At 60.4% G+C, this 24921-nt stretch carries 25 protein-coding genes; 16 read left to right on the forward strand and 9 right to left on the reverse strand.

Features of this window, described 5'->3' with window-relative positions; genetic code table 11:
- Positions 1–100: 100 nt before the first annotated feature.
- On the reverse strand, positions 101–949 hold the full coding sequence (locus tag ACP7A2_RS16185; RefSeq protein ID WP_426135031.1) for a shikimate dehydrogenase: 849 nt from the start codon (positions 947–949) through the stop codon (positions 101–103).
- A gap of 5 nt (positions 950–954) precedes the next feature.
- Positions 955–1395 (reverse strand): type II 3-dehydroquinate dehydratase, encoded by a 441-nt coding sequence (aroQ, locus tag ACP7A2_RS16190; protein WP_017253796.1) that lies wholly within the window; start codon positions 1393–1395, stop codon positions 955–957.
- A 287-nt stretch (positions 1396–1682) separates the two neighbouring features.
- Here aroQ and ACP7A2_RS16195 point away from each other — a divergent pair, with 287 nt between their 5' ends.
- Both ACP7A2_RS16195 and ACP7A2_RS16200 read left to right on the forward strand, forming a co-directional pair.
- Entirely contained in the window at positions 1683–2111 is a 429-nt protein-coding gene (locus ACP7A2_RS16195) for a DUF4160 domain-containing protein (protein ID WP_426135032.1), read from the forward strand.
- Complete coding sequence (locus tag ACP7A2_RS16200; RefSeq protein WP_426135033.1) at positions 2108–2578, forward strand: DUF2442 domain-containing protein; 471 nt, start codon at positions 2108–2110, stop codon at positions 2576–2578. The genes ACP7A2_RS16195 and ACP7A2_RS16200 overlap by 4 nt, the downstream gene beginning before the upstream one ends.
- A gap of 12 nt (positions 2579–2590) precedes the next feature.
- Here the strand turns inward: ACP7A2_RS16200 and trmA are convergent, their stop codons facing one another.
- Together trmA and ACP7A2_RS16210 are read right to left on the reverse strand one after the other, a co-directional pair.
- Positions 2591–3670, reverse strand: a complete 1080-nt coding sequence (gene trmA / locus ACP7A2_RS16205; RefSeq protein WP_426135034.1) for a tRNA (uridine(54)-C5)-methyltransferase TrmA — start codon at positions 3668–3670, stop codon at positions 2591–2593.
- Positions 3667–4962, reverse strand: coding sequence for an NCS2 family permease (locus ACP7A2_RS16210; protein WP_426135035.1), 1296 nt, complete (start codon positions 4960–4962; stop codon positions 3667–3669). Before ACP7A2_RS16210 ends, trmA begins: the two co-directional genes overlap by 4 nt.
- A 209-nt stretch (positions 4963–5171) precedes the next feature.
- On the opposite strand from ACP7A2_RS16210, the gene ACP7A2_RS16215 reads away from it, so the two are divergent.
- From ACP7A2_RS16215 to ACP7A2_RS16230, 4 genes are all read left to right on the forward strand, one after another.
- Positions 5172–5618, forward strand: coding sequence for a DUF4879 domain-containing protein (locus ACP7A2_RS16215; protein WP_426135036.1), 447 nt, complete (start codon positions 5172–5174; stop codon positions 5616–5618).
- Positions 5619–5713: 95 nt separating this feature from the next.
- Positions 5714–6223, forward strand: a complete 510-nt coding sequence (locus ACP7A2_RS16220) for a (2Fe-2S)-binding protein (protein WP_426135037.1) — start codon at positions 5714–5716, stop codon at positions 6221–6223.
- Complete coding sequence (locus ACP7A2_RS16225; RefSeq protein ID WP_348059671.1) at positions 6220–7209, forward strand: xanthine dehydrogenase family protein subunit M; 990 nt, start codon at positions 6220–6222, stop codon at positions 7207–7209. The genes ACP7A2_RS16220 and ACP7A2_RS16225 overlap by 4 nt, the downstream gene beginning before the upstream one ends.
- Positions 7206–9389, forward strand: a complete 2184-nt coding sequence (locus ACP7A2_RS16230; RefSeq protein WP_426135038.1) for a xanthine dehydrogenase family protein molybdopterin-binding subunit — start codon at positions 7206–7208, stop codon at positions 9387–9389. Before ACP7A2_RS16225 ends, ACP7A2_RS16230 begins: the two co-directional genes overlap by 4 nt.
- Positions 9390–9515: 126 nt before the next feature.
- Here ACP7A2_RS16230 and ACP7A2_RS16235 read toward each other — a convergent pair whose 3' ends face one another.
- Positions 9516–10763: an MFS transporter gene (locus ACP7A2_RS16235; RefSeq protein ID WP_426135039.1), complete on the reverse strand. Its 1248-nt coding sequence runs from the start codon at positions 10761–10763 to the stop codon at positions 9516–9518.
- 332 nt (positions 10764–11095) lie between these two features.
- Between ACP7A2_RS16235 and ACP7A2_RS16240 the strand changes: the two genes are divergently transcribed.
- The 3 genes from ACP7A2_RS16240 to ACP7A2_RS16250 are packed head-to-tail and all read left to right on the forward strand — an operon-like array spanning position 11096 to position 13724.
- Positions 11096–12535 (forward strand): cytochrome ubiquinol oxidase subunit I, encoded by a 1440-nt coding sequence (locus ACP7A2_RS16240; protein ID WP_426135040.1) that lies wholly within the window; start codon positions 11096–11098, stop codon positions 12533–12535.
- 1 nt (position 12536) lies between these two features.
- Positions 12537–13544, forward strand: coding sequence for a cytochrome d ubiquinol oxidase subunit II (gene cydB / locus ACP7A2_RS16245; protein WP_426135041.1), 1008 nt, complete (start codon positions 12537–12539; stop codon positions 13542–13544).
- A gap of 12 nt (positions 13545–13556) precedes the next feature.
- The gene (locus ACP7A2_RS16250) at positions 13557–13724 is read left to right on the forward strand and encodes a DUF2474 domain-containing protein (RefSeq protein WP_010206690.1); all 168 of its coding nucleotides are present in this window, start codon (positions 13557–13559) and stop codon (positions 13722–13724) included.
- A gap of 66 nt (positions 13725–13790) precedes the next feature.
- Here ACP7A2_RS16250 and ACP7A2_RS16255 read toward each other — a convergent pair whose 3' ends face one another.
- Complete coding sequence (locus ACP7A2_RS16255) at positions 13791–14915, reverse strand: methyltransferase (protein WP_426135042.1); 1125 nt, start codon at positions 14913–14915, stop codon at positions 13791–13793.
- Positions 14916–15078: 163 nt separating this feature from the next.
- Positions 15079–15792: a LuxR family transcriptional regulator gene (locus tag ACP7A2_RS16260; protein WP_426135043.1), complete on the reverse strand. Its 714-nt coding sequence runs from the start codon at positions 15790–15792 to the stop codon at positions 15079–15081.
- 394 nt (positions 15793–16186) lie between these two features.
- Between ACP7A2_RS16260 and ACP7A2_RS16265 the strand changes: the two genes are divergently transcribed.
- On the forward strand, positions 16187–16963 hold the full coding sequence (locus tag ACP7A2_RS16265) for a ferredoxin--NADP reductase (protein WP_375065215.1): 777 nt from the start codon (positions 16187–16189) through the stop codon (positions 16961–16963).
- A gap of 44 nt (positions 16964–17007) precedes the next feature.
- Here ACP7A2_RS16265 and mscL read toward each other — a convergent pair whose 3' ends face one another.
- Entirely contained in the window at positions 17008–17424 is a 417-nt protein-coding gene (gene mscL, locus ACP7A2_RS16270; protein WP_348062248.1) for a large-conductance mechanosensitive channel protein MscL, read from the reverse strand.
- A 286-nt stretch (positions 17425–17710) separates the two neighbouring features.
- On the opposite strand from mscL, the gene katB reads away from it, so the two are divergent.
- The 4 genes from katB to ACP7A2_RS16290 are packed head-to-tail and all read left to right on the forward strand — an operon-like array spanning position 17711 to position 21984.
- Positions 17711–19252 carry a catalase KatB gene (gene katB, locus ACP7A2_RS16275; RefSeq protein WP_426135044.1) on the forward strand — a complete coding sequence of 514 codons (1542 nt, stop codon included), beginning with the start codon at positions 17711–17713 and terminating at the stop codon, positions 19250–19252.
- Between the two features lie 56 nt (positions 19253–19308).
- Positions 19309–19848 carry an ankyrin repeat domain-containing protein gene (locus ACP7A2_RS16280; protein WP_426135045.1) on the forward strand — a complete coding sequence of 180 codons (540 nt, stop codon included), beginning with the start codon at positions 19309–19311 and terminating at the stop codon, positions 19846–19848.
- A gap of 35 nt (positions 19849–19883) precedes the next feature.
- Positions 19884–21251 carry a DNA repair protein RadA gene (gene radA / locus ACP7A2_RS16285; protein ID WP_348062075.1) on the forward strand — a complete coding sequence of 456 codons (1368 nt, stop codon included), beginning with the start codon at positions 19884–19886 and terminating at the stop codon, positions 21249–21251.
- A gap of 16 nt (positions 21252–21267) precedes the next feature.
- The gene (locus tag ACP7A2_RS16290) at positions 21268–21984 is read left to right on the forward strand and encodes a hypothetical protein (RefSeq protein WP_426135046.1); all 717 of its coding nucleotides are present in this window, start codon (positions 21268–21270) and stop codon (positions 21982–21984) included.
- A gap of 3 nt (positions 21985–21987) precedes the next feature.
- On the opposite strand, the gene ACP7A2_RS16295 is transcribed toward ACP7A2_RS16290, so the two are convergent.
- Entirely contained in the window at positions 21988–22356 is a 369-nt protein-coding gene (locus ACP7A2_RS16295) for a PilZ domain-containing protein (RefSeq protein ID WP_426135047.1), read from the reverse strand.
- Positions 22357–22529: 173 nt separating this feature from the next.
- Here ACP7A2_RS16295 and ACP7A2_RS16300 point away from each other — a divergent pair, with 173 nt between their 5' ends.
- Together ACP7A2_RS16300 and ACP7A2_RS16305 are read left to right on the forward strand one after the other, a co-directional pair.
- A complete protein-coding gene (locus ACP7A2_RS16300; RefSeq protein ID WP_375065225.1) occupies positions 22530–24596 on the forward strand; it encodes a carbon starvation CstA family protein in 2067 nt (688 codons plus the stop codon).
- A 15-nt stretch (positions 24597–24611) separates the two neighbouring features.
- Positions 24612–24809, forward strand: coding sequence for a YbdD/YjiX family protein (locus ACP7A2_RS16305; protein ID WP_003176208.1), 198 nt, complete (start codon positions 24612–24614; stop codon positions 24807–24809).
- The last annotated feature ends 112 nt before the right edge of the window (positions 24810–24921 follow it).

Genomic DNA, 24921 nt, shown 5'->3' on the forward strand with positions numbered 1-24921 from the left:
GGCTTGCTCGCGAATGCGGTGGATCAGTCAGCATTGCAGTGAATGACACACCGCATTCGCGAGCAAGCCCGCTCCCACATTTGGATTTTTGTGTATCCAGTCAGATGTTCATGCTCTGAAAGTGCGCCAGCATCCTGTCCGCATCCGGCACCTCGCCACTGAACAACTCAAACGCCTTCACCGCCTGAAACACCGCCATATTCCCGCCATCCAGCGTGCGGCACCCCAGCGCCCGGGCGTCACGCAGCAGTTCGGTTTCCAGCGGGAAATACACAATCTCCGCGATCCACACCTCAGCGCGCAACAAGCCCGGCGGCACTGGCGTGCCAGGCAATTTGGCCATGCCCATTGGCGTGGTATTCACCAGGCCATCCGCCTCGGCCATGGCACTGTCCAGGTGATTGCCAATCTGCGCGCGACCCGGGCCGAAGCGCTGGGCAAGGTTATCCACAAGGTCGCGGGCACGGGCCGTGTCCACGTCGAAAATACTCAAGTGCTGCACACCCTCGGCCAGCAGCGCATGGGCCACCGCCGCGCCCGCGCCGCCGGCACCCATTTGCACCACGCGCTGACGGGCGACATCGTTCAGGTTACGGCGAAAGCCCTCGGCAAACCCCAGGCAGTCCGTGTTGTGGCCAATGCGTTTGCCGTCCTTGAACACCACGGTATTCACCGCGCCGATGCCACGGGCCTCGTCAGACAGTTCATCGAGCAAGGGTAGGATCGCCTGCTTGCACGGGTAGGTAATGTTCAGCCCGGTGAAGTTCATCCGTTCGGCGGCGTCGAGCAGGTCGGGCAGGGCGTTGATGGTCAGGTGCAGCGGTTCCAGGTCAATCAACTGATACAGGTAACGCAAGCCCTGGGCGTCGCCTTCCCTCTCATGCAGGGCCGGGGTGCGGGAGGCCTGGATTCCGGCGCCGATCAGGCCGGCGAGGATGCGCGGTTTCATCAGGTTCATCCTTTCAAGGTGTGGCTGAAATGTTCCAGGGCCAGGTGGTAGCCGTGGCTGCCGAACCCTGCGAGTACCGCTTTGGCGATGGGCGACACAAACGAGTGATGCCGAAACGCCTCGCGCGCATGCACGTTGGATAAATGCACTTCGATCACTGGCACTTCACTGGCCACCAGCGCATCGCGAATCGCCACGGACGTGTGGGTCCACGCCGCCGGGTTGATCACGATACCGGCGCAACGCGCGCGGGCGCCGTGGATCCAGTCGAGCAATTCGCCTTCGTGATTGGTCTGGCGAAATTCGATTTTGAGACCGAGTTTTTCCGCACTGCGACCGCACAGCGCGGCGACGTCTGCCAGGGTTTCATGGCCGTAAGTGGCGGGCTCGCGGGTGCCGAGCAGGTTGAGGTTGGGGCCGTTGAGCACCAGCACGATGGGCGGCATTTGGCGTATCTCCACGATTATTGTTAGTTGTGGAGATAAAATGTACCGGATGGTTACTTTGGTCAATCGAGTCGGGCGCGTTGTGACGGGATGTGTTCGATTACCGAACTTTGAATGAGCGAACGCGGGGATTTCATCGCTACAGCCATGGGTGGTTACAAGACCGCATTCGACGGTTGTCGTGCCGTTACTAACCTGTGCAACAACGGCCGGATGACGGTACCGGTTGTCAGGTGGCAGACGCTAAATTGTTACCTGACGGAAAATAACCTAACGGATGGGTTACGATGAAAGTAGGCGCTTACAAAGGATATGTAATTTCAGTGCTTCTCAGGGATGAGCATTGCCCGCCCCACGTGCATGTAAGGGGGAATGAATGGGATGCGCGCTTTCGTTTCAGCTTTCTGAATGGGCGAGTGGAGTTGTGGGATGTGGATCCAGAACGGGGGCGCCCACCAGAGTCGATTCTTAAAGGATTGCGCCAAGCGTTGATGCAACCGCATTACCTGGCTCGGGCACGAAGGATCTGGTGGGAGAAGCTGCACACGGTCTGTCTGGAGAACCACTCCTGGGATTGGGACGCTGATGAGGTGGTGCCGGGCTTGGTCATTCGGCCCGGTATCTATGTGATTGCAAAAGCCCGCCACGATGCGGTGGCGCAGCGAACAATATTGACTCTGGTCCGAGCGCCAGGTTACGTGGAGATTGATTTATGAGAAAAATCGTAAAAGCCAAAGTCTATCCCGATGTCCCTCTCACAGAGGCCGATATCGATAAGGCTATAGCCCGTGGGCGTAAGTTGAAGCGTTTGTACGCCAACGCCAGTTCCGTGCGTTATGAAGACGACTGTCTGTCCATTGGTTTCAGCGACGGCAGCCGCGTCATGTTGCCCGTGGCCGGTCTGCCCGAGTTCGAAGGGTTTTCCTTGCAGGATTTCCAGCAGTTGGAGGTCGGTTTTGGCGGCAAGGCGCTGTGCTGTGAGGCTCAGGATCTGGATGTATCAATCACCGGATTGATCGCTACGAGCCAGCCCCTGATGGACTTGGCCGTCAGCATGGTGGCATCACGCAACGGTCGCAAAAGCAGCGCCGCCAAAACAGCCGCCGCCCGAGCCAATGGCAAGAAGGGCGGGCGGCCACGCAAGGAAGAGGTCATCGAAACTGGCGATTCGACGGACGTATGAATCGCATTCAGATCAACGACGGGTCAACAAGACCCCGGATTCCATATGGTGCGTCCACGGGAACTGGTCAAACATTGCACACTGGGTGATCTGGTGCGTGTCATGCAGTTGCGCGATGTTCGCCGCCAACGTCTCCGGGTTGCAGGAGATGTAGAGGATGTTGTCGAAGCGCCGGGTCAGTTCGCAGGTGTCCGGGTCCATGCCGGCGCGCGGCGGGTCGACGAATACGCTGCCGAACGCGTAGCTTTTCAGGTCGATGCCCTGCAGGCGGCGGAACGGGCGCACTTCGTTGAGCGCCTCGGTGAGTTCTTCGGCAGACAAGCGCACCAGCGTCACGTTATCCACCGCGTTTTCATCGAGGTTGCTCAAGGCTGCATTGACTGACGTCTTGCTGATTTCAGTCGCCAGCACGTTACGCACGCGGGTCGCCAGCGGCAGGGTGAAGTTGCCGTTGCCGCAATACAGCTCCAGCAAATCATCCGGGCGATCGCCCAGGGCTTCGTACGCCCAGTTGAGCATCTTCTGGTTCACGGTGCCGTTGGGCTGGGTGAACGCGCCTTCGGGTTGGCGGTAGCTGAACGTGCGGCCACCGACGTCGAGTTTTTCCACCACGTAATCCTGGCCGATCACATCGCGCTTGCCCTTGGAGCGACCGATGATGCTCACGTTAAGGTCAGCGGCCAGCTGGTTGGCGGCGGTGTGCCAATGCTCGTCCAGCGGGCGGTGATAGCACAGAGTGATCATCGCGTCGCCGGCCAGGGTGGTGAGGAATTCCACCTGGAACAGCTTGTGGCTCAGGGCCGCGCTGGCTTGCCAGGCGGCTTTGAGCTGCGGCATCAACTGGTTGATGCGCAGGCCTGCAATCGGGAATTCTTCGATCAGGATCGGCGTGCGCTTGTCGTCCTGGGAGAACATTGCGTAGTGGCGTTCACCGCCCTCGCGCCACAGGCGGAACTCCGCGCGCAGGCGGAAGTTCTGCAGCGGCGAATCGAATACCTGTGGCTCGGGTGCATCAAACGGCGCCAACAGGTCACGCAAGCGCGTGACCTTGTCTTGCAGTTGAGCGGTGTAGCTTGCGGCGTCAAAAGTCATGCGTTGAACCAGCCCAGCTTGATCACAAACAGAATCGACAGGATCACCAGTGCCGGGTTCAGCTCACGGTAGCGGCCCGAAAGCAGCTTGATGGCGGTCCAGGCGATGAAACCGAAGGCGATGCCGTTGGCGATGGAGTAAGTGAACGGCATCGCCAGGGCGGTGATCACCACCGGCGCTGCAACAGTGATGTCATCCCAGTCGATTTCGGCCAGGCCAGAAGTCATCAGCACGGCGACGAACAACAGGGCAGGCGCGGTAGCGAACGGCGGAACGCTGGCGGCCAGCGGCGAGAAGAACAGCGCCAGCAGGAACAGGATCGCAACCACGATCGCAGTCAAACCGGTACGGCCACCGGCGCTCACGCCCGCAGCCGACTCGATGTAGCTGGTAGTGGTCGAAGTGCCCAACAGGGAACCGGCCATGGCAGCGGTACTGTCGGCGATCAGCGCACGGCCCATTTTCGGCATGTGGCCGTCCTTGCCCATCAGGCCGGCGCGCTTGGCGACGCCAATCAGGGTGCCGGAGTTGTCGAACAGGTCGACGAACAGGAAGGCGAAGATCACGCTGACCAGACCGATATCCAGCGCGCCTTTGATATCCAGCTGCAGGAAGGTCGGGGCCAGCGATGGAGGCATCGACGTCACGCCACCGAACGGGGTGAAGCCCAGCGCGATCGAGACGATGGTCACTGCCAGAATGCCGATCAACACCGCGCCGCGTACGGCCAGGGCTTCCAGCGCAACGATCAGCACGAAACCAAGGGTAGCGAGGATGGGCGCCGGTTGTTTCAGATCACCCATACCGACCATGGTCGCCGGGTTGCTGACCACGATACCGGCGTTGTGCAGGGCGATCAGCGCCAGGAACAGGCCGATGCCGGCGGCGATTGCCGAACGCAGCGGCAAGGGAATGCTGTTGATGATCCATTCACGGATGCGGAAGATCGACAGCAGAAAGAACAGCACTGCCGAAATAAATACCGCGCCCAGCGCAACCTGCCAGGTATGGCCCATGTGCAGGACCACGGTGTAGGTGAAGAACGCGTTGAGGCCCATGCCCGGCGCGAGGGCGATCGGGTAGTTGGCGATCAGGCCCATCACGGTCGAACCGATGGCAGCGGCCAGGCAGGTCGCGACGAATACCGCGCCCTTGTCCATGCCGGTCTCGCCAAGGATGCTCGGGTTCACGAACAGAATGTAGGCCATGGCCAGGAACGTGGTGATACCCGCAAGAATCTCGGTGCGCACGTTTGTATTGTGTGCTTTGAGTTGAAACAGCTTTTCCAGCATGCCGGCTCCCTGTGACGCTATTTTGCGTCGTTATTTGTTGACCTCTAAGTCAAAGCACAAACTGCGCCAAGCGCCTGTGGTTTCAGAGAGGATCGGAAAAAGCGGCGCATCATACCAGCAGCCGAGGCCGTGTGGCGCATGGGGTTGGTTTTGTCGCGCATGGCCTTGAGGCATACTGCGCCGACGTTCAATTCAGGGTCATCGACAGCATGAAAAAAGCCAACGCGTGGAGTCTAGCCCTGATCGCCAGTGTCAGCCTGTGGCTCGGCGCAGCACCGGCGTGGGGCGCGGCTGCACCGGCCTTGAGCGAAGTGCGCGTGTTCCAGGTCGAGTCGGCGCGTTGCACCGAAGCCATTCCCGAGCGGGTGAACACCACCCAGATGTGCACACACCGCGGGCCTACCAGGGTTTCGGTCATGGAAGTCGGCCTGGGTAACAACCCAATGGGCCGCTTCGATGGGGCAGAACTTAACGGGCAACGCACGGCGGTGTGCCAGGTTGGCAACATCAGCCAGGCGTGTAATGGCGCAGGCACCGTGATGGGCTACATCTATGTGTTTGACGTAAATGTGCAAGCCCCAGGCTGGTTCGAGTACAGCAACTCGTCCATCAATGGCCCGGCGAAAACCTTGAAGACTCTGCTCAACATCCGCTGATCAATCCTCTTGAACGCTCATAAACCCGAGAAGTCGTACCCCTGAGACGGCGACTTTCCTGAACGCCGCGGAAGTACCCAACCCGTGAGGTGTTTATGAGCGCAACTCCCAATGGCACGGCGGCCCAACCGTTCGTCACCCACCCGATCCGCTTGACCCTCAACGGCCAGGAGCGCGCGCTGGACGTGTTGCCCTGGACCACGTTGCTTGACCTCTTGCGCGAACAACTGGATCTGGTCGGCAGCAAAAAAGGCTGCGACCACGGCCAATGCGGCGCCTGCACCGTGCTGCGCGATGGCAAACGCGTGAACGCCTGCCTGACCCTGGCGGTGATGTGCGACGGCGCCGAGCTGACCACCATCGAAGGTCTGGCCGACGGCGACACTCTCCACCCGATGCAGCAGGCTTTCATCAAGCATGACGCCTTCCAGTGCGGCTACTGCACCCCTGGCCAGATCTGCTCCGCCGTCGGCCTGGCCAACGAAGGCCGCGCCCACGACAGCGCAGACATCCAGGAACTGATGAGCGGCAACCTGTGCCGCTGCGGCGCCTACAGCAATATTCGCGACGCGATTGAAGACGTTGTGCTGGGAGGTGAAAAATGAACCCGTTCCAGTACAGCAAACCGGCCGATGTACACGAAGCCGTCCACCTGAGCAGCGCCGTGTCGCGCTTTATTGCCGGTGGCACCAACCTGCTCGACCTGATGAAGGAAAACATCAGCCGCCCCGAGCACTTGATCGATATCACCGGCTTGCCGCTGCAAGGCGTTGAAGAAACGGCTGAGGGCGGCGTGAAAATCGGCGCCCTGGTGAGCAACGCCGACCTGGCCTGGCACCCGCTGATCGAAACGCGTTACCCGCTGCTGTCCCAGGCCATCCTCGCTGGCGCCTCGCCGCAACTGCGCAATATGGCCAGCACCGGCGGCAACCTGTTGCAGCGCACGCGTTGCTACTACTTTTACGACGCCACCGTGCCGTGCAACAAACGTGAGCCCGGCAGTGGCTGTCCGGCACGCACCGGCTTGAACCGCATCCATGCGATCCTCGGCGCCAGCGAACAGTGCGTGGCCACCCACCCTTCGGACATGTGCGTCGCGTTGGCGGCGCTGGACGCCAAGGTGCATGTAGAAGGACGCGGCGGCGCGCGCGTCATCGAGTTTGCCGACTTCCATCGCTTGCCCGGTGATACGCCGCAGCGCGACAACCAACTGGCCGACGATGAACTGATCACCGCCATTGAGCTGCCCGCCGACCAGTTGGCCGGCCACAGCCACTACCTGAAAATCCGCGACCGCGCGTCTTACGCCTTTGCGCTGGTATCGGTTGCCGCCGCGCTGGAACTGGACGGTGACACCATCGTTGACGCGCGCCTGGCGTTGGGCGGCGTGGCCCACAAACCCTGGCGCGACCGTGCAGTGGAAGCCGCATTGATCGGCCAGACCGTCAGCCGCGAAACGTTCAGCAACGCGGCCGACGCCCTGTTGCAAGACGCCGAACCGCTGGAACACAACGGTTTCAAAATCAAGCTGGCGCGCCGTGGGATTATTCGTGCCCTGAGCGACGCCGCCGTTGCAGGAGATCGCCCATGAGCGCTGTCGGCAAACCACTGGACCGGGTTGACGGTCTGCTCAAGGTCACCGGCCAGGCGCGCTATGCCGGTGAATTCCCCGAAAAAGGCTTGCTGCACGGCAGCGTGGTCTCCAGCACCATCGCCAAGGGGCGCGTGGTACGTATTGATGCCTCCAAAGCGTTGGCGCTGCCGGGCGTGGTGATGGTGCTCGACCACCTCAATCGGCCCAAGCTCGCCAGCTACGACGACGCCTTTGCCGACGCCGATGCCGCCGACGGTTCACCGTTTCGCCCGCTGTATAACGACCGCGTGCTCTACAGCGGCCAGCCCCTGGCCCTGGTGATCGCCGACAACCTCGAACTGGCGCGGCATGCCGGCTCGCTGGTTGACATTGAGTACGAAAGCGAAGCCTTTGAAACCGACCTGCTGGCCATGCAGGAACAGGCGTACCCCTCGCCGCAAACTCCGCCCGCGCCGCGCGGCAACTTCCTCGCCGAATGGAGCGCTGCCGCCGTCAGCCTCGACGCGCATTACAGCACCCCCATCGAACACCACAACCCCATGGAACCGCATGCCAGCACCGTGCTGTATCAGCCGGACGGCACGCTGCATATCCATGACAAAACCCAAGGCCCGCAGAACTGCCAGGCCTACGTGCAAAAAGTCTTCGGCCTGGACAAAAGCCAGGTGCGGATTTTCGCCGCGTTTGTCGGCGGCGCGTTCGGCTCCGGCCTGCGCCCGCAATACCAACTGCCGCTGGCGGTGATGGCATCGCTGGCGCTCAAGCGTTCGGTACGCGTGACCCTCACGCGCCAACAGATGTTCACCTTCGGCTACCGCCCGCGCACCTTGCAGCGTTTGCAGATGGGCGCCGCCGCCAATGGCCGCCTGCTGGCATTGGGGCATACCGCGATTGGCCAGACGTCACGCTTCGAGGATTTCAGCGAACACGTGGTCGAGTGGAGCGGCATGCTCTACCAGTGCGACAACGTGCAACTGACCTACAAGCTGGTGCCGCTGGATGTGTTCACCCCGCTGGACATGCGCGCGCCCGGCGCGGCGCTGGGCGTGATCGGCCTGGAATGCGCCATGGATGAACTGGCGTGCGCGCTCGGCATGGACCCGGTGCAACTGCGCCTGATCAATTACGCCGAGCGCAATCAGACCGAAGACAAGCCCTGGTCGAGCAAAGCCTTGCGCGAGTGCTACAGCGAGGGCGCCGAGCGCTTTGGCTGGAGCCAGCGCAACCCGGAACCGCGCAGCATGCGCGAAGGCAACCAGTTGATCGGTTGGGGCATGGCCGGTGGGGTATGGGAAGCCATGCAGATGAAAGCCAGTGCCAAGGCGCGCATTGATGCGCACGGCAAGCTCACCGTCAGCAGCGCTACGACCGACATCGGCACCGGCACTTACACGGTGATGACCCAGATCGCCGCGCAGGCGAGCGGCGTGGCGGTGGACGACGTGGTGTTCCTGCTCGGCGACTCGTCATTGCCCACCGCGCCATTGCAGGGTGGCTCGTTTACCGTGTCGTCCGTCGGTACCGCCGTGCAGCAAGCCTGTGAAGCGTTGACCGCCAAACTGCTGACCATCGCACGCCAGACTTACCCGGTGTTTACGGACGCCGAATCGGTACGCTTTGAAGACGGCCAACTGCATACCGGTGACGTGAGTGTGTCGTTGGCGCAACTGGTCAAGGACAGCGGTGAAGACGCGCTGGAAGTGCAGGTGGACAGCGAACCTGACAAGAAACGCGAAGGTTATGCCACGGCCACGCACTCGGCGGTGTTTGTCGAAGTTCGGGTTGATGAAGACCTGGGCACTATCAAGGTCAGCCGCGTCGTCAGTGCGATTGCCGCCGGGCGCGTGGTCAACCCCAAGATGGCCCGCAGCCAGATTCTCGGCGGCGTGGTGTGGGGGATAGGGATGGCGTTGCATGAAGAAACCCAGATTGACCACCAACTGGGGCGCTACATGAACCACAGCCTGGCCGAATACCACATTCCGGTGAATGCCGATATTGGCGAGATTGACGTGTTATTTGTTGAAGAACACGACGAAATCGTCAATGCATTGGGTTCCAAGGGTGTCGGTGAGATTGGCATCGTCGGCGTGGCGGCTGCGGTGGCGAATGCGGTTTATCACGCCACCGGCAAGCGGGTACGGGACTTCCCGATCACCCTGGACAAGGTGCTGTAACTCGTTTTCCCAGTCACGGGTAATCCAATGTGGGAGCTGGCTTGCCTGCGATAGCGGTGGGTCAGCCTTACATCGGTTGACTGATACACGGCAATCGCGGGCAAGCCCGCTCCCACAGTGATTGGATCAGGCGGTGGGCTTAACGCTTTCTTCCACCGGCACATGCATCCGGTCACGCTTGGCCAAACTTGGGAACAGTTTGATCCACACCCCGGTCACCACCAGCGTACCGATCCCGCCCATGACCACGGCGGGCACGGTGCCGAACCAATACGCGGTAATCCCCGACTCAAATTCGCCCAGCTGATTCGACGCGCCAATAAACAGACCGTTGACCGCACTGACCCGCCCGCGCATTTCATCCGGGGTTTCCAACTGCACAAACGAGGCACGGATCACCATGCTGATCATGTCCGCCGCGCCCAGCACCACCAGCACTGCGAGGGAGAACCAGAAAGACGTCGACAGGCCGAAAGCAATGGTCGCCACGCCAAACACGCCGACGGCGGTAAACATCACGCGGCCCACATGGCGGTCCACCGAGAACCGCGCCAGCCACAACGACATCAACAACGCGCCCACCGCGGGCGCCGAACGCAGCAGGCCCAGGCCCCAGGCGCCGGTCAGCAGGATGTCTTTGGCGAACACCGGCAGCAACGCGGTGGCGCCGCCCAGCAGTACCGCGAACAGGTCGAGGGAGATGGCGCCGAGAATGTCCGGTCGGCTGCGGATAAAACGGATACCGGCCAGCAGCGAATCCATGGTCGCCTTGGCCTTGTTCAGCGGCGTCTGGCGCGCGGGTAGATTAAGCGTCAGCACGCAGGCGATCAGGTACAGCGCCACTGTCGGGCCATACACCCACACGCTGCCAAACGCATACAGCAAACCGCCCAGCGCCGGAGCAACGATAGTGGCCAGTTGCTGCGCCGACTGTGACGAAGCCACGGCACGCGGAAACAGCGCGGTCGGCACGATGCTCGGCAGCATTGCCTGAGTGGTGGGCATTTCAAACGAGCGCGCGGCGCCGAGCAGGAAGGCCAGGATGAAGATCATTTCACGTGTGACGTGGCCGGTCAGGCCGCCGATGGCCAGGGTCAAAGCAATCAGCGCCTGTACGGTCTGGCAGATCGCGGCCACTTTGCGCCGCTCATAGCGGTCGGCCACATGCCCGGTGTGCAGCATGAACAGCACGCGCGGAATGAACTCCACCAGGCCGACAAGGCCCAGGTCCAGCACGTTGCCGGTCAGTTGGTAGAGGTTCCAGCCGATGGCCACCGTGAGCATCTGGAAGCCGCTGGCGGTGAAGATGCGCGCGAGCCAGAACGCGATGAAGGGGCGGTGGTGACGTAACAGCAACGCGGGTTCACTGGGCATCGGGAATTCTGGTCAGAACAGGAAGGAACGGCGAGATTAGCATCAACTTGTAACAAATAGTTGCCAGTTTTTAAGGGGGGAGCGACTGACTGAGGCAGCCTGTCACGCGGCAAAAGACCACACGGTCCTACCGCCAAAATGGGACTACTCTTTCAGCAATGCTTGATCCAGATCAAAACCGCCCCAGGGATTGTTTTGGAGGCCAATGGCCAGATTCCCTACGTAGTGGTTAATAAAAGAAACGAATTGAAATTCGTCACACTCCATATCCGTGGGGGCAGTGGGTGCAGGCTCCCAGCCCGCAGCCGGTATTACCTGACAGAGGAAAACATATGTTCGGTTTGGAGGCGCTAGATCTCGCCCGAATTCAATTCGCGTTTACCATCTCTTTCCATATCCTGTTCCCGGCGATCACCATCGGCCTGGCCAGTTACCTTGCGGTGCTGGAAGGCTTGTGGCTCAAGACCCGCAACGACACCTACCGCGACCTCTACCATTTCTGGTCGAAGGTCTTTGCCGTCAACTTCGGCATGGGCGTGGTCTCCGGGTTGGTCATGGCGTACCAGTTCGGCACCAACTGGAGCCGCTTCTCGGACTTCGCCGGCGCCGTCACCGGGCCGCTGCTGACGTACGAAGTGCTCACGGCGTTCTTCCTGGAAGCCGGTTTCCTCGGGGTCATGCTGTTCGGCTGGAACAAGGTGGGGCGCAAGCTGCACTTCTTCGCCACGGTGATGGTGGCCGTCGGCACGCTGATCTCGACCTTCTGGATCCTCGCGTCCAATAGCTGGATGCAGACGCCGCAAGGTTTTGAAATCATCGACGGTCGCGTGATTCCTACCGACTGGTTTGCGGTGATCTTCAACCCGTCATTCCCTTACCGCCTGATGCACATGGCCACGGCGGCGTTTGTGGCTACCGCGTTCTTCGTCGGTTCCTCGGCGGCCTGGCACTTGCTGCGCGGTAAAGACACGCCCGCCATCCGTACCATGTTGTCGATGGCGATGTGGATGGCCCTCATCGTCGCGCCTATTCAAGCGGTCATCGGCGACTTCCATGGCCTTAATACGCTCAAGCATCAGCCGGCGAAAATCGCCGCGATTGAGGGCCACTGGGAAAATATCGGCAGCGAACCGACGCCGTTGATCCTGTTCGGCTGGCCCGACATGAAGGCCGAAAAAACCAAATACGCGGTTGAAATTCCCTATCTGGGCAGCCTGATCCTGACCCACTCCCTGGACAAGCAGGTGCCGGCGCTCAAGGACTTCCCGCCTGAAGACCGCCCTAACTCGACCATTGTGTTCTGGTCGTTCCGGGTCATGGTCGGCCTGGGCTTCCTGATGATCTTCACCGGTTTGTTCAGCCTCTGGCTGCGCCGGGGCGACCGGATGTACACGTCCCGGCCGTTCCTGTACCTGGCGCTGTGGATGGGCCCGTCCGGCCTGATCGCGATTCTCGCCGGCTGGTTTACCACCGAAATTGGTCGTCAGCCGTGGGTGGTCTACGGGTTGATGCGCACGGCGGATGCTTCTTCCGGGCATAGCCTGGCGCAGATGACGATCACTCTGGTGTTGTTCGTGGTGGTGTACTTCGCGCTGTTTGGTGCCGGTTTGGGCTACATGATGCGCCTGGTGCGCAAGGGCCCCGTCGCCCACGACGTGACTGAGCCGACCCACGGTGGGCCTGGCCAGAAACGTACACCGGCTCGTCCGTTGTCGGCTGCCGATGACGGCACCGACAATGATCACGACGACATCCAGCACAAGGGGCATTGAGATGGGTATTGATCTTCCGCTGATCTGGGCCGTGATCATCATCTTCGGCATCATGATGTACGTGGTGATGGACGGCTTCGACCTGGGTATCGGCATTCTCTTCCCGTTTATTCCGGGCAAAGTCGACCGCGACGTGATGATGAACACCGTCGCGCCGGTCTGGGACGGTAATGAAACCTGGCTGGTACTCGGTGGCGCGGCGCTGTTCGGCGCGTTCCCGCTGGCCTATTCGGTGGTGCTGTCGGCGCTGTACCTGCCGCTGATCCTGATGTTGGTCGGCCTGATCTTTCGCGGCGTGGCGTTCGAGTTTCGCTTCAAGGCCAAGGACCACAAGCGTCACCTGTGGGACAAGGCGTTTATTGGCGGCTCCGTCGCAGCCACGTTCTTTCAGGGCGTAGCGCTGGGGGCTTTTATCGACGGCATTCCGGTGGTCAATCGCCAGTTTGCCGGTGGTTCGCTGGACTGGGCCACGCCGTTCACCATGTTCTGCGGCGTAGCACTGGTGGTCGCTTATGCCTTGCTCGGTTGCACGTGGCTGATCATGAAGACCGAAGGCAAGTTGCAGGAGCAGATGCACAACCTAGCGCGGCCCCTGGCCTTTGTGGTGTTGGCAGTGATCGCTATTGTCAGCCTGTGGACGCCGCTGGCGCACCCGGAAATTGCTTCGCGCTGGTTCACCCTGCCGAACCTGTTCTGGTTCCTGCCGGTGCCGATCCTGGTGCTGGTGACCATGTACGGGCTGATCCGTGCGGTGGCACGCAATGCGCACTACACGCCGTTTCTGCTGACGCTGGTACTGATCTTTCTCGGCTACAGCGGCCTGGGTATCAGCCTGTGGCCGAACATCATTCCGCCGTCGGTTTCGATATGGGACGCCGCCGCGCCGCCGCAAAGCCAGGGCTTCATGCTGGTTGGCACGCTGTTCATCATCCCGTTCATCCTGGGCTACACCTTCTGGAGCTACTACGTGTTCCGCGGCAAGGTCACCCACGAAGACGGTTATCACTAGGAGGCTCGAAGCATGTCCGGCAAACCTTCGTTGCACGAGATTGAACAGGCCGAAAAGCAGCCATTGTGGCGGCGCCTGGGGTGGCTAGCGATGATCTGGACTGGCAGCGTGCTGGCCCTGTTCGTCGTGGCCAGCCTGATGCGCATGTTCATGAATGCGGCTGGCCTGACCACTCACTGACATCCCGATCCGGGCCTAGCGGCCCGGCTTTCCAGCCCTGCCTTTCGCAAGAGAGGCAGGGTTTTTTTATTTGCGCGCTTTGAGGATGACGAATTTCGGCGTGGTAGCGATTTGCTCGACGCCACGGAACAGCCGCGCCAGCTTGGTGTGATAACCCAAGTGACGGTTGCCGACGATGTACAGCGCGCCGCCGACCACCAGGGTTTCCCGCGCCTGTTGAAACATGCGCCAGGCAAGGAAGTCGCCGACCACCTGCTGCTGGTGAAACGGCGGGTTGCACAGCACCACGTCCAGCGATTGTGGCTCCTGGCCGGCCAGGCCATCGCTGGCACGTATCACCACCTCGCGATCACCCAGTGCGGCCTGCCAGTTCTCGGCGGCGGATTGCACGGCCATGTAGGACTCGTCCACCAGCGTGTAGTGCGCGTCGGGGTTTTGCAGCGCGCTGGCGATGGCCAATACACCATTGCCACAGCCCAGGTCCGCCACGCGCGCGCTGCCGAGGTTGTTCGGCAGGAACGGCAGGAAGGCGCGGGTGCCGATGTCCAGGTCTTCGCGGCAGAACACGTTGGCGTGGTTCAGCAGTTCGATGGCCGGCACGTCCAGGCGGTAGCGGGTAGGGTAGGGCGAGACGGCGGCGGGGCGCTCGGCAACGGTGGCGATCAGCAGCCGGGCTTTTTTGACCGCGAGCGAGGCGTGCATCGGGCCGATATAGCGCTCGAGCATTTCGCCTGCCGCTCGCGGCAGGTGCTTGAGCATCGCCCCGGCGATCACTTCGGCGCCCGGTGCCAGTTGCCCTTGCAGGCGAATCAGTTGTTCTTCGAGCAAGGCCAGGGTTTTGGGTACGCGGATCAGTACGCGGTCAAACGGCCCGGTTGGCGAGAGGTTCGCCGGGATAAACGGCACCGCATCAAAAGTCCTGGCATTGCGTACCAGGTTTTTCTCAAGGCCCTGGGCTGCCAGAAACGAATCGCCGCTGGAGACCACCTGCACTTTACCGGCAAGGCTCGCCGCCAAGGCACCGAAGCTGTCGTTGAGCACCAGCACGCGGGTCGAGAGGCTCGGCTGTTGGCTTGCCAGATGGTTGAGCAGGTACTCATCAGCGGCGTCGAACGCTTGCAGCGGATCATTGTGTTGTTCTGGCTGGCGGATCAGATCGAGCTGGGCGAAGGGGCTGTCAAGCAGGGGCATGGCGGGGGAGGCTCTGGGTCATCGATGGGTGTTCGGTGGGGGCAACCCGCCGAACCGTCTGAGCGAACTGCGAGGCGGCGCCACCAGGGCGGCGGCTTCAACACTCAGAATTGGTCGTAAATGTTACTTTTTTTTCGGAGGGATTACATGCGGTGTTTACAGGTCAGTCAAACAGCCCTTCTTTGGATGCGCGCAGCACGGCGGCGATTTTGCTGCTGACGCCCAGTTTGCGCATGGCGCTGCTGACGTGAAAGCTGACCGTTCGTGGGGTGATCGACATGATGTTGCCCACTTCTTCCGCCGTCTTGCCTATCGCCGACCATTTCAAAATTTCCGTCTCTCGCGGCGTTAACCGTGTGGGAGGGCTGATGCAGGGCTTGTCCGCAAAACTCTGGGCCAATACCGCGTGCATTGCATGGCAAAGCCACAACACCTCGCCGGCCTTTTCGTAAAGCTCCTGCGGGCTGACGGCGCCGTCGCTGCGGCCCAGGGTCAGCATGCTGAAGACGCCCCGAAAGTCATGAACCGCCTGGGTCCAACCCACGTGCACACCGTAGGATTGTGCCAGGTCCCACAAATTAGGCGCTGCACTGAAGACTTTTTCCTCCCAGACCACAGGAAAAACACTGTGTTTACACAGGTCTACAACGGGGTCTTTGTCGAAAAAGTGTGCTTGCTTGTAAAGGGCATTCCACTCGGGTGGGTAGTTATTGAAATCAATCGGATCTGTGTTCTTGTCCGGTAACTGGGAACTCATCTTGAAGGCGCAGTATTGAAACCCAAGTTCATACGTTCTATTGATGACCATTTGAAAAACGGTGGTGACTGCTTGCTCACCGTCCAGTTTAGGGAGCCGTGAATTGCGCCAGTTGACCATCGGTAACTCTCCATAGGAATCTCCATGACTCGGGTACGTCCTCATCTCCCGAAGCGACACGAAAATGAGTGTAGGGCATCGGCTACACGATGGAATTAAAATTTCGTAATTGGACGGGCAGGTCTAATCAATTTTTTCTCGACGCGTCCATTATGTAGTTTTGGCATCACGCGATATTTCCTGCGGGATTTGAGTGACTTGAAACATCCCTGACATTTAACTAACTGCCTCTCTGCGCAACGTTATAGGTGAATCCTAGTGAGTTAATAGCCAATTGATTAGAGTTAGTATTAAAGAGCCACTATTGATCGCCCGCGTGATGCCACTACAAACCAACGGTGTTTGTATCGTCGACTTTGAGGGACACTAGGGCACCTGTAGATTGGAGCCCCCCATGACGGCCAGTGCTGAGAAATTCACCCGACAAACCCTGCTCGACGTGCAATCGCTGACCCCCAGCCTGTTTACCTTGCGCACCACCCGCGACCCGGGCTTTCGGTTTACGGCCGGCCAATTCGTGCGTCTGGGGGTGACCAAGGCAGATGGCAGCACCGTGTGGCGTGCTTATTCCATCGTGTCTTCACCGTTTGACGAGCATCTGGATTTCTTCTCGATTGTGGTGCCCGGTGGGGAGTTCACCAGCGAACTGAGCCGTTTGCAGGTAGGCGATACGCTGATGGTGGAGCGCCAGGCCACCGGCTTCCTCACGCTGAACCGTTTTGTGGACGGGCGGGATTTATGGCTGCTGGGCACCGGCACTGGTGTGGCGCCATTCCTGTCGATCCTGCAGGACTTTGAAGTCTGGGAAAAATTCGAGCGCATTGTATTGGTGTACAGCGCCCGCGAGTCCAAGGAGTTGGCGTACCAGTCGCTGATCAACGAATTGGGTGAGCGTGAGCATTTGGCCGAATACGCGCACAAGCTCACCTACATTCCGATTGTGACCCGTGAACAACACCCAGGGGCTTTGAACGGGCGTATTACGGCGATGATCGAGAATGGCGAGCTGGAGCGTGCCGCCGGCGTCGCGCTGACCCCGGAGCACTCGCGCGTACTGATTTGCGGCAACCCGCAGATGGTCGACGACACCCGCCAGTTGCTCAAACAACGCGATATGCAACTGAGCCTGAGCCGACGTCCCGGGCAAGTGGCGGTGGAAAATTACTGGTAATAAAAAAGCGCCCCAGCGGGCGCTTTTTTTCAGGCCGGTTTTGGTTAAAGCGGCTTGTCGTTCTGTGCCTTGAGCAGATCGCGGATCTCACCCAGCAGCAGTTCTTCTTTGGTCGGCGTAGGCGGCAAGCTTGGCGCAACGGCCTCTTCGCGCTTCAGGCGGTTGATGGCTTTGACGCCCATGAAGATAGCAAACGCGACAATCACGAAATCAATCACGCTTTGAATGAACTTGCCATACGCCAGGACTACCGCCGGAACGTCGCCCTGTGCTGCCTTGAGTGTCACGGCCAAGTCGCCGAAGTCCACGCCGCCGATCAACAGGCCGATAGGTGGCATCACCACGTCGCCCACAAAGGAGGACACGATCTTGCCGAAGGCGGCGCCGATGATGATACCCACGGCCATATCGACCACATTGCCTTTGACCGCGAAGGCCTTGAACTCGCTGATCACGCCCATAAGTTATTCCTTGTTACAGATGAGAAGGGTGGAGGTCAGTGTAAGTCAGTCGTTGTGGGCTTGCGCGACACAACCGTTAACACTGTTAATTTTTATCGACACATTAAATCGCAAATAGTTTGCAAAGTGCCACCAATCGCGCGCGAAATACGCGCCATTTCAGTGCCTTACCACACTATTTTCTTTATCGGGGCAGTACGCCTTTTCTATTTATCTTATGACTCGCAGGTCACTAGCCTCTGGCAAGCACGAATGAATGTGCATAAAAAAACCAGAGGACACCTCGATGAATACCCCCATGAGCCGCAGGCCAGTGTCTGCGCGTCACGCGCTGGCATTGGTCACCGCCAGCCTGCTTTCCCTCTCTGTACAAGCCGCCAACCTGACCCGTGATAACGGCGCCGCTGTTGGCGACAACCAGAACTCGCAAACCGCTGGTGCCAATGGCCCGGTATTGTTGCAAGACGTTCAGCTGATTCAAAAACTGCAGCGCTTTGACCGCGAGCGCATCCCGGAGCGCGTTGTGCATGCCCGTGGCACCGGCGCTCACGGCACCTTTACCGTCACCGACAACCTCAGCGACCTGACCAAAGCCAAAGTCTTTGCCGCCGGCGAAGCCACCCCGGTGTTTGTGCGTTTCTCGGCCGTGGTGCATGGCAACCACTCCCCGGAAACCCTGCGTGACCCGCGTGGTTTTGCCACCAAGTTCTACACTGCCGAAGGTAACTGGGATTTGGTGGGGAATAACTTCCCAACCTTCTTTATTCGCGATGCCATCAAGTTCCCGGACATGGTCCACGCGTTCAAACCTGACCCGCGCACTAACCTGGACGACGACTCTCGCCGTTTCGATTTCTTCTCCCATGTTCCAGAGTCCACCCGCACACTCACCGAGTTGTACTCTGACTCCGGCACGCCAGCCAGTTACCGCGAAATGGACGGTAATGGCGTGCATGCCTACAAGTTGATCAACGCCAAAGGCGAAGTGCACTACGTCAAGTTCCACTGGAAGAGCCTGCAAGGCATCAAGAACCTTGACCCCAAGCAAGTCACCGAAGTGCAAGGGCGTGACTACAGCCATATGACCAATGACCTGGTGACGCACATCAACAAGGGCGACTTCCCCAAGTGGGACTTGTATGTGCAAGTGCTGAAGCCTGAGGACTTGGCCAAGTTTGACTTCGACCCGCTGGATGCCACCAAGATCTGGCCGAATGTGCCGGAGCGTAAAGTCGGGCAGATGGTGCTGAACCGCAACCCTGGGAACGTGTTCCAGGAAACCGAGCAAGTCGCCATGGCCCCGGCCAACCTCGTTCCGGGCATTGAGCCGTCGGAAGACCGCCTCCTGCAAGGTCGAGTGTTCTCCTACGCCGACACGCAGATGTATCGCCTGGGGCCGAACGCCCTGCAACTGCCGATCAACGCTCCACGGGTGACCGTCAACAACGGTAACCAGGACGGCGTCATGAACTCGGGCAAAACCACCACCGGCGTGAACTACCAGCCAAGCCGCCTGCTGCCACGGGAAGAGCCGCAAACCGCGCGCTACAGCCAGTTGGCGCTGTCGGGCAGCACCCAGCAAGCGAAGATTCAGCGTGAGCAGAACTTCAAGCAGGCGGGTGATCTGTACCGCTCCTATAACCAGAAAGAGCGTCAGGACTTGATCGACAACTTCGGCGGCTCCCTCGCGACCACCGATGACGAGAGCAAGCACATCATCCTGTCGTTCCTCTACAAGGCAGACCCGGAGTACGGCACGGGCGTGACCAAAGTGGCAAAGGGTGATCTGGCGCGCGTAAAAGCGCTGGCAGAAAAACTGACTGACTAATGTCTGTTCCAGTCGGCGCCCTCTTGAGGGCGCCGACTCCCGTGAGGAGAACACCCATGCGAATTTCCATCGGCCTACTGATGGCCATGCTCGCCTTTGTCGCCCATGCCGAGTCCCCCGACCCGGTGGCGCTCAAGGCGCAGTTGCAGGACTACTATTTCGATGCTGCCCGCCGGGGCGATGTCGACATGCTCAACACCTTCATCGAATCCGGTTACAGCCTCAACACCACAGACGACAAGGGTTACACCGCACTGATCCTCGCCGCTTACCATGGTCAGGGCCCGTTTGTGGAGCGCCTGCTCAGTGCTGGCGCCGACGCCTGTGTGCAGGACAAACGCGGTAACACCGCGCTGATGGGCGCGATCTTCAAGGGCGAGCTGAAAATTGCCCAGCGCCTGCTGGCAACCAGCTGCAACCCCGACCAACGCAACGGCGCCGGGCAGACCGCCGCCATGTACGCCGGGCTGTTCAAGCGCGTCGAGCTGCTCGATGAGCTGAAGGCTAAAGGCGCCGACCTCAACGCCGAAGACCCGATTGGCAACAGTGCTTCACGATTGGCCAGTGGTGAAATCCGGACCCCGGCGCCGCGCTGAGCTATCATCGCGGTTTTTCGGTTGGAGGTTCTCAAATGGCAAAGGCCAAGCGCATGTACGGCTGCACGGAGTGCGGCGCGACCTTTCCCAAGTGGGCCGGCCAATGCACCGAGTGCGGCGCTTGGAACACCCTGACTGAAACCATGATCGAAAGCGGCGGCGCCGCAGCCCCCACCGGCCGTGCTGGCTGGACCGGGCAGCAGGCGCAGATCAAGACCCTGGCCGAAGTCAGCGTCGAAGAAATCCCGCGTTTCTCCACCGCCTCCGGTGAACTCGACCGGGTACTTGGCGGCGGGCTGGTCGACGGCTCTGTCGTGCTGATCGGCGGCGACCCCGGCATCGGCAAATCCACCATCCTGCTGCAAACCCTGTGCAGCATCGCCAGCCGCATGCCCGCGCTGTACGTCACCGGCGAAGAATCCCAGCAACAAGTGGCCATGCGCGCCCGCCGCCTGGGCTTGCCCCAGGATCAACTGCGGGTGATGACCGAAACCTGCATCGAAAGCATCATTGCCACCGCGCGCATCGAAAAACCCAAGGTCATGGTGATCGACTCGATCCAGACCATTTTTACCGAGCAGCTGCAATCGGCGCCCGGTGGCGTGTCCCAGGTGCGCGAAAGCGCGGCGTTGCTGGTGCGCTATGCCAAGCAGAGCGGCACGGCGATCTTCCTGGTCGGCCACGTGACCAAAGAAGGCGCGCTGGCCGGGCCTCGCGTGTTGGAGCACATGGTCGACACCGTGCTGTATTTCGAGGGCGAATCCGACGGTCGCCTGCGCTTGCTGCGGGCGGTGAAGAACCGTTTCGGCGCGGTGAATGAGCTGGGCGTGTTCGCCATGACGGATCGCGGCCTGAAAGAAGTCTCCAACCCTTCGGCGATTTTTCTCACGCGTGCCCAGGAAGAAGTCCCAGGCAGCGTGGTGATGGCGACGTGGGAAGGCACCCGGCCAATGCTGGTGGAAGTGCAGGCGCTGGTGGATGACAGCCATTTGGCCAACCCGCGCCGTGTCACCCTTGGCCTGGATCAGAACCGTTTGGCCATGCTGCTCGCGGTACTGCACCGTCACGGCGGCATTCCGACCCACGATCAGGACGTGTTCCTCAACGTGGTCGGCGGGGTCAAGGTGCTGGAAACGGCGTCTGACCTGGCATTGATGGCGGCCGTGATGTCCAGCCTGCGCAATAAACCGCTGCCCCACGACTTGTTGGTGTTCGGTGAGGTTGGCCTGTCAGGCGAAGTGCGCCCGGTGCCGAGTGGCCAGGAGCGTTTGAAGGAAGCGGCCAAGCACGGCTTCAAGCGCGCAATCGTGCCCAAGGGCAATATGCCCAAGGAATCGCCGCCGGGGATAAACATCATTGGAGTCACGCGCCTGGAGCAGGCGCTGGATGCACTGTTCGAATAAATCAGGAATGGACGCCATGCAACGATCGAACCGCTGGGGCGCAGTCGCGCTGTTTGTCGCCCTGGGCTGGCTGCCCGCCATGGCATGGGCTGAATTGCCAGCCGGTTACCGTCTCGCGCAACAGCTGGCGACCGAGGACGGCAGCGTCTTGCAGGTATTGGAAGACCAGCGCATCAGCGCCCAATTGCACCAGGACAGCTGGGGCAACGGGCTGGACGAGGACTCGTTTGACGATCCCGGCGACCTGGTGGAAAAGCCGCTGCTTCAAGCCCAGGTGCGCATGGTGTCGGGGTCTGGCGAAGTGATCGCGCACGAAGAACTCGGTTATCCGTTGGCTGAAGTCAAAAAGGCCCCGCTCAACGGCTTGCCAGCGCCTGTGTATTTTTTGAGCATCGACCAGACCGCGCCGATGGGCAGCTACAGCGGCCCGGCGACGCAACTGCTGATGCCGGCCAGGCAGCAACTCAAACCGATGGACTACAAGGGCGCTGACGGCAAGGTCAAGCCTCTGACCCTGACCCAGACCGGCAAAGCCGCCTGGCAAGTAGCCACGCCCGCCGCGGATGAGTTGCTGCAACTGTCGTCCTTTATGGACGGTGACGGCGACGAAGACTTCGTCACCCGTTACACGACCTACCGTTTTGCCGACGGGCAATGGCAGGCCGCGTCGAGTCAGAAACCGGGTTTTTGGGAGTCGGAAGGCGACTTCCCGGCACGTGCGGCGTTTCCCTGACGGCTAAACCTCCAGCAATGCCCCCAGCTCCCGTTCCAGTTCTTCCTGATCGCCAAGGTTCAGCTCAATCAGTCTGCGCAGATGACTGATCGAGTCCAGGTCAATGTGCTCGCACACAAAGCCCAACTGCCCATGATCATCATGAGTCAGGCGCACCTGCATCTGTACATCCGTGTCGGCGTCCAGATGGATATCCACATCAAAGGGGTCAGCGTCATTGCCCAGCCAGGGCGAAGGGCGTTGCACCAACAAGCCCTTGAGCGACAAGTCCACTAATTGCACCGGCCATTCCTGGCCGTTTTGCCGAAGTTCGGTCTTGGCGTCAAAGGCAATCCGGCGAAAACGGCGGCGATCAGACGGTTGTTCAGTCATGGTTAACCCCTGTGTGGATAGAAGGATTGTAGCCTTGCGCCATCAACCGGCGTTTATTTCTGCTTTTTTTGCGATTGCAAGGCTCTAGACCAACGTGGGGGGTGGCCTTTAAAGCCAACAGCGCTAAACTCGGGCTGGCTGTCCTTTCTGTCCACCCTGGCTGGAATAATAAAATGAAAAATAATAATAGCCTGCTACGCCACCTACCCTGGCTGGTGCTGGCAATCGTAGGCGCGTGCGCCCTGGGCGTAGTGGCCTTGCGCCGCGGCGAGGCGATCAACGCCTTGTGGATTGTGGTCGCTGCGGTGGCCATCTACCTGGTTGCGTACCGCTACTACAGTCTGTTCATCGCTAACAACGTGATGCAACTCGATCCACGGCGGGCCACCCCCGCAGTGCTCAACAACGACGGTCTGGACTATGTGCCGACCAACAAACACATTCTTTTCGGTCACCACTTTGCGGCGATTGCCGGTGCAGGCCCCTTGGTCGGCCCGGTACTGGCGGCGCAAATGGGTTACCTGCCCGGCACGCTCTGGCTGATTGCCGGCGTAGTGCTGGCCGGTGCGGTGCAGGACTTCATGGTCCTGTTCCTGTCCACTCGTCGCAACGGCCGTTCCCTCGGCGACATGGTTCGCGAAGAGATGGGCCGCATTCCGGGGACTATCGCGCTGTTCGGCTGTTTCCTGATCATGATCATCATCCTCGCGGTGCTGGCGCTGATCGTGGTCAAGGCCCTGGCCGAGAGCCCATGGGGCATTTTCACCGTGATGGCGACCATCCCGATTGCGATGTTCATGGGCGTGTACATGCGTTACATCCGCCCGGGCCGCATTGGTGAAATTTCGGTTATCGGCGTGCTGTTGCTGCTGGGTTCGATCTGGCTGGGCGGGCAGATTGCCGCTGACCCGGTCTGGGCCAAGGCTTTCTCGTTCACGGGTATCCAGATCACCTGGATGCTGGTGGGCTATGGCTTCGTCGCTGCGGTACTGCCGGTGTGGCTGATCCTCGCACCGCGTGACTACCTCTCTACGTTCCTGAAAATCGGCACCATCATTGCGTTGGCGATCGGCATCCTGGTCACCATGCCAGAGCTGAAAATGCCGGCCCTGACCCAATTCATCGACGGCACCGGCCCGGTGTGGAAGGGCGGTCTGTTCCCGTTCCTGTTCATCACCATCGCCTGTGGCGCGGTCTCGGGTTTCCACGCGCTGATCTCGTCGGGCACCACGCCCAAGCTGCTGGATAACGAAGTCAACTCGCGCTACATCGGTTACGGCGCGATGCTGATGGAATCGTTCGTCGCGATCATGGCGATGGTTGCCGCTTCGGTGATCGAGCCAGGTGTGTACTTCGCCATGAACAGCCCGGCTGCCGTGGTGGGCGCTGACGTTGTGACCGTTGCGCAAACCGTCAGCAGTTGGGGCTTCGCCATTACCCCGGAAGCACTGACCGCCGTGGCCCATGACATCGGCGAAACCACCATCCTGGCTCGTGCCGGCGGTGCGCCGACATTGGCGGTGGGTATCGCGCAGATCCTGCACAGCGTGCTGCCAGGTGAAAACACCATGGCGTTCTGGTACCACTTTGCAATCCTGTTTGAAGCGCTGTTCATCCTCACGGCGGTTGACGCCGGTACCCGAGCCGGACGTTTCATGCTCCAGGATTTGCTCGGTTCCTTCGTGCCGTCGCTCAAGCGAACCGAGTCCTGGACCGCCAACCTGATTGCGACCGCAGGTTGCGTGGCGATGTGGGGTTACCTGTTGTACCAAGGCGTGATCGACCCACTGGGCGGCATCAACACCTTGTGGCCGTTGTTCGGTATCTCCAACCAGATGCTGGCCGGTATCGCGCTGATGCTCGCCACGGTGGTGCTGATCAAAATGAAACGCCAGCGCTACATCTGGGTGACCATGCTGCCAGCCGTCTGGCTGCTGATTTGCACCGTGACCGCAGGCTTCATCAAGCTGTTTGATGCCAACCCGGCAATCGGCTTCCTGTCACTGGCCAAGAAGTACAGCGATGCCCTGGCCAACGGCCAGATCCTCGCCCCGGCCAAGAACATCGACCAGATGCAGCACGTGATCTGGAACGCTTACACCAACGCAACGCTGACGACGCTGTTCCTGTTCGTGGTGTTCAGCATCCTGTTCTACGCGCTCAAGGTCGGCGTCGCCGCCTGGGGCAACAAAGAACGTACGGATAAAGAAGCCCCGTTCCAGGCCTTGCCGGACGCGTGATCGAGGAGTGCAATCATGTTCAATGACATCAGTCGCCTGGGTAAATACCTCGGTCAGGCCGCGCGCCTGATGGTCGGCATGCCCGACTACGATACGTACGTCGAGCATATGCAAACCAAACACCCGGACAAACCGATGATGGACTACAAGGCGTTCTTCCGGGAACGCCAGGAAGCCCGTTACGGCGGCAAGGGTGGGCCTAAATGCTGCTAGCCCGGTATTCGGGCTGGCGATGATCTGCTGTGGGAGTGAGCTTGTGTGGGAGCTGGCTTGCCTGCGATAGCATCAACTCGGTATGACTGGAAGACCGAGTTGTTTGCAACGC

The organism is Pseudomonas sp. PWP3-1b2 (genome assembly GCF_049896045.1).
Taxonomy (GTDB): Bacteria; Pseudomonadota; Gammaproteobacteria; order Pseudomonadales; family Pseudomonadaceae; genus Aquipseudomonas; species Aquipseudomonas antarctica_B.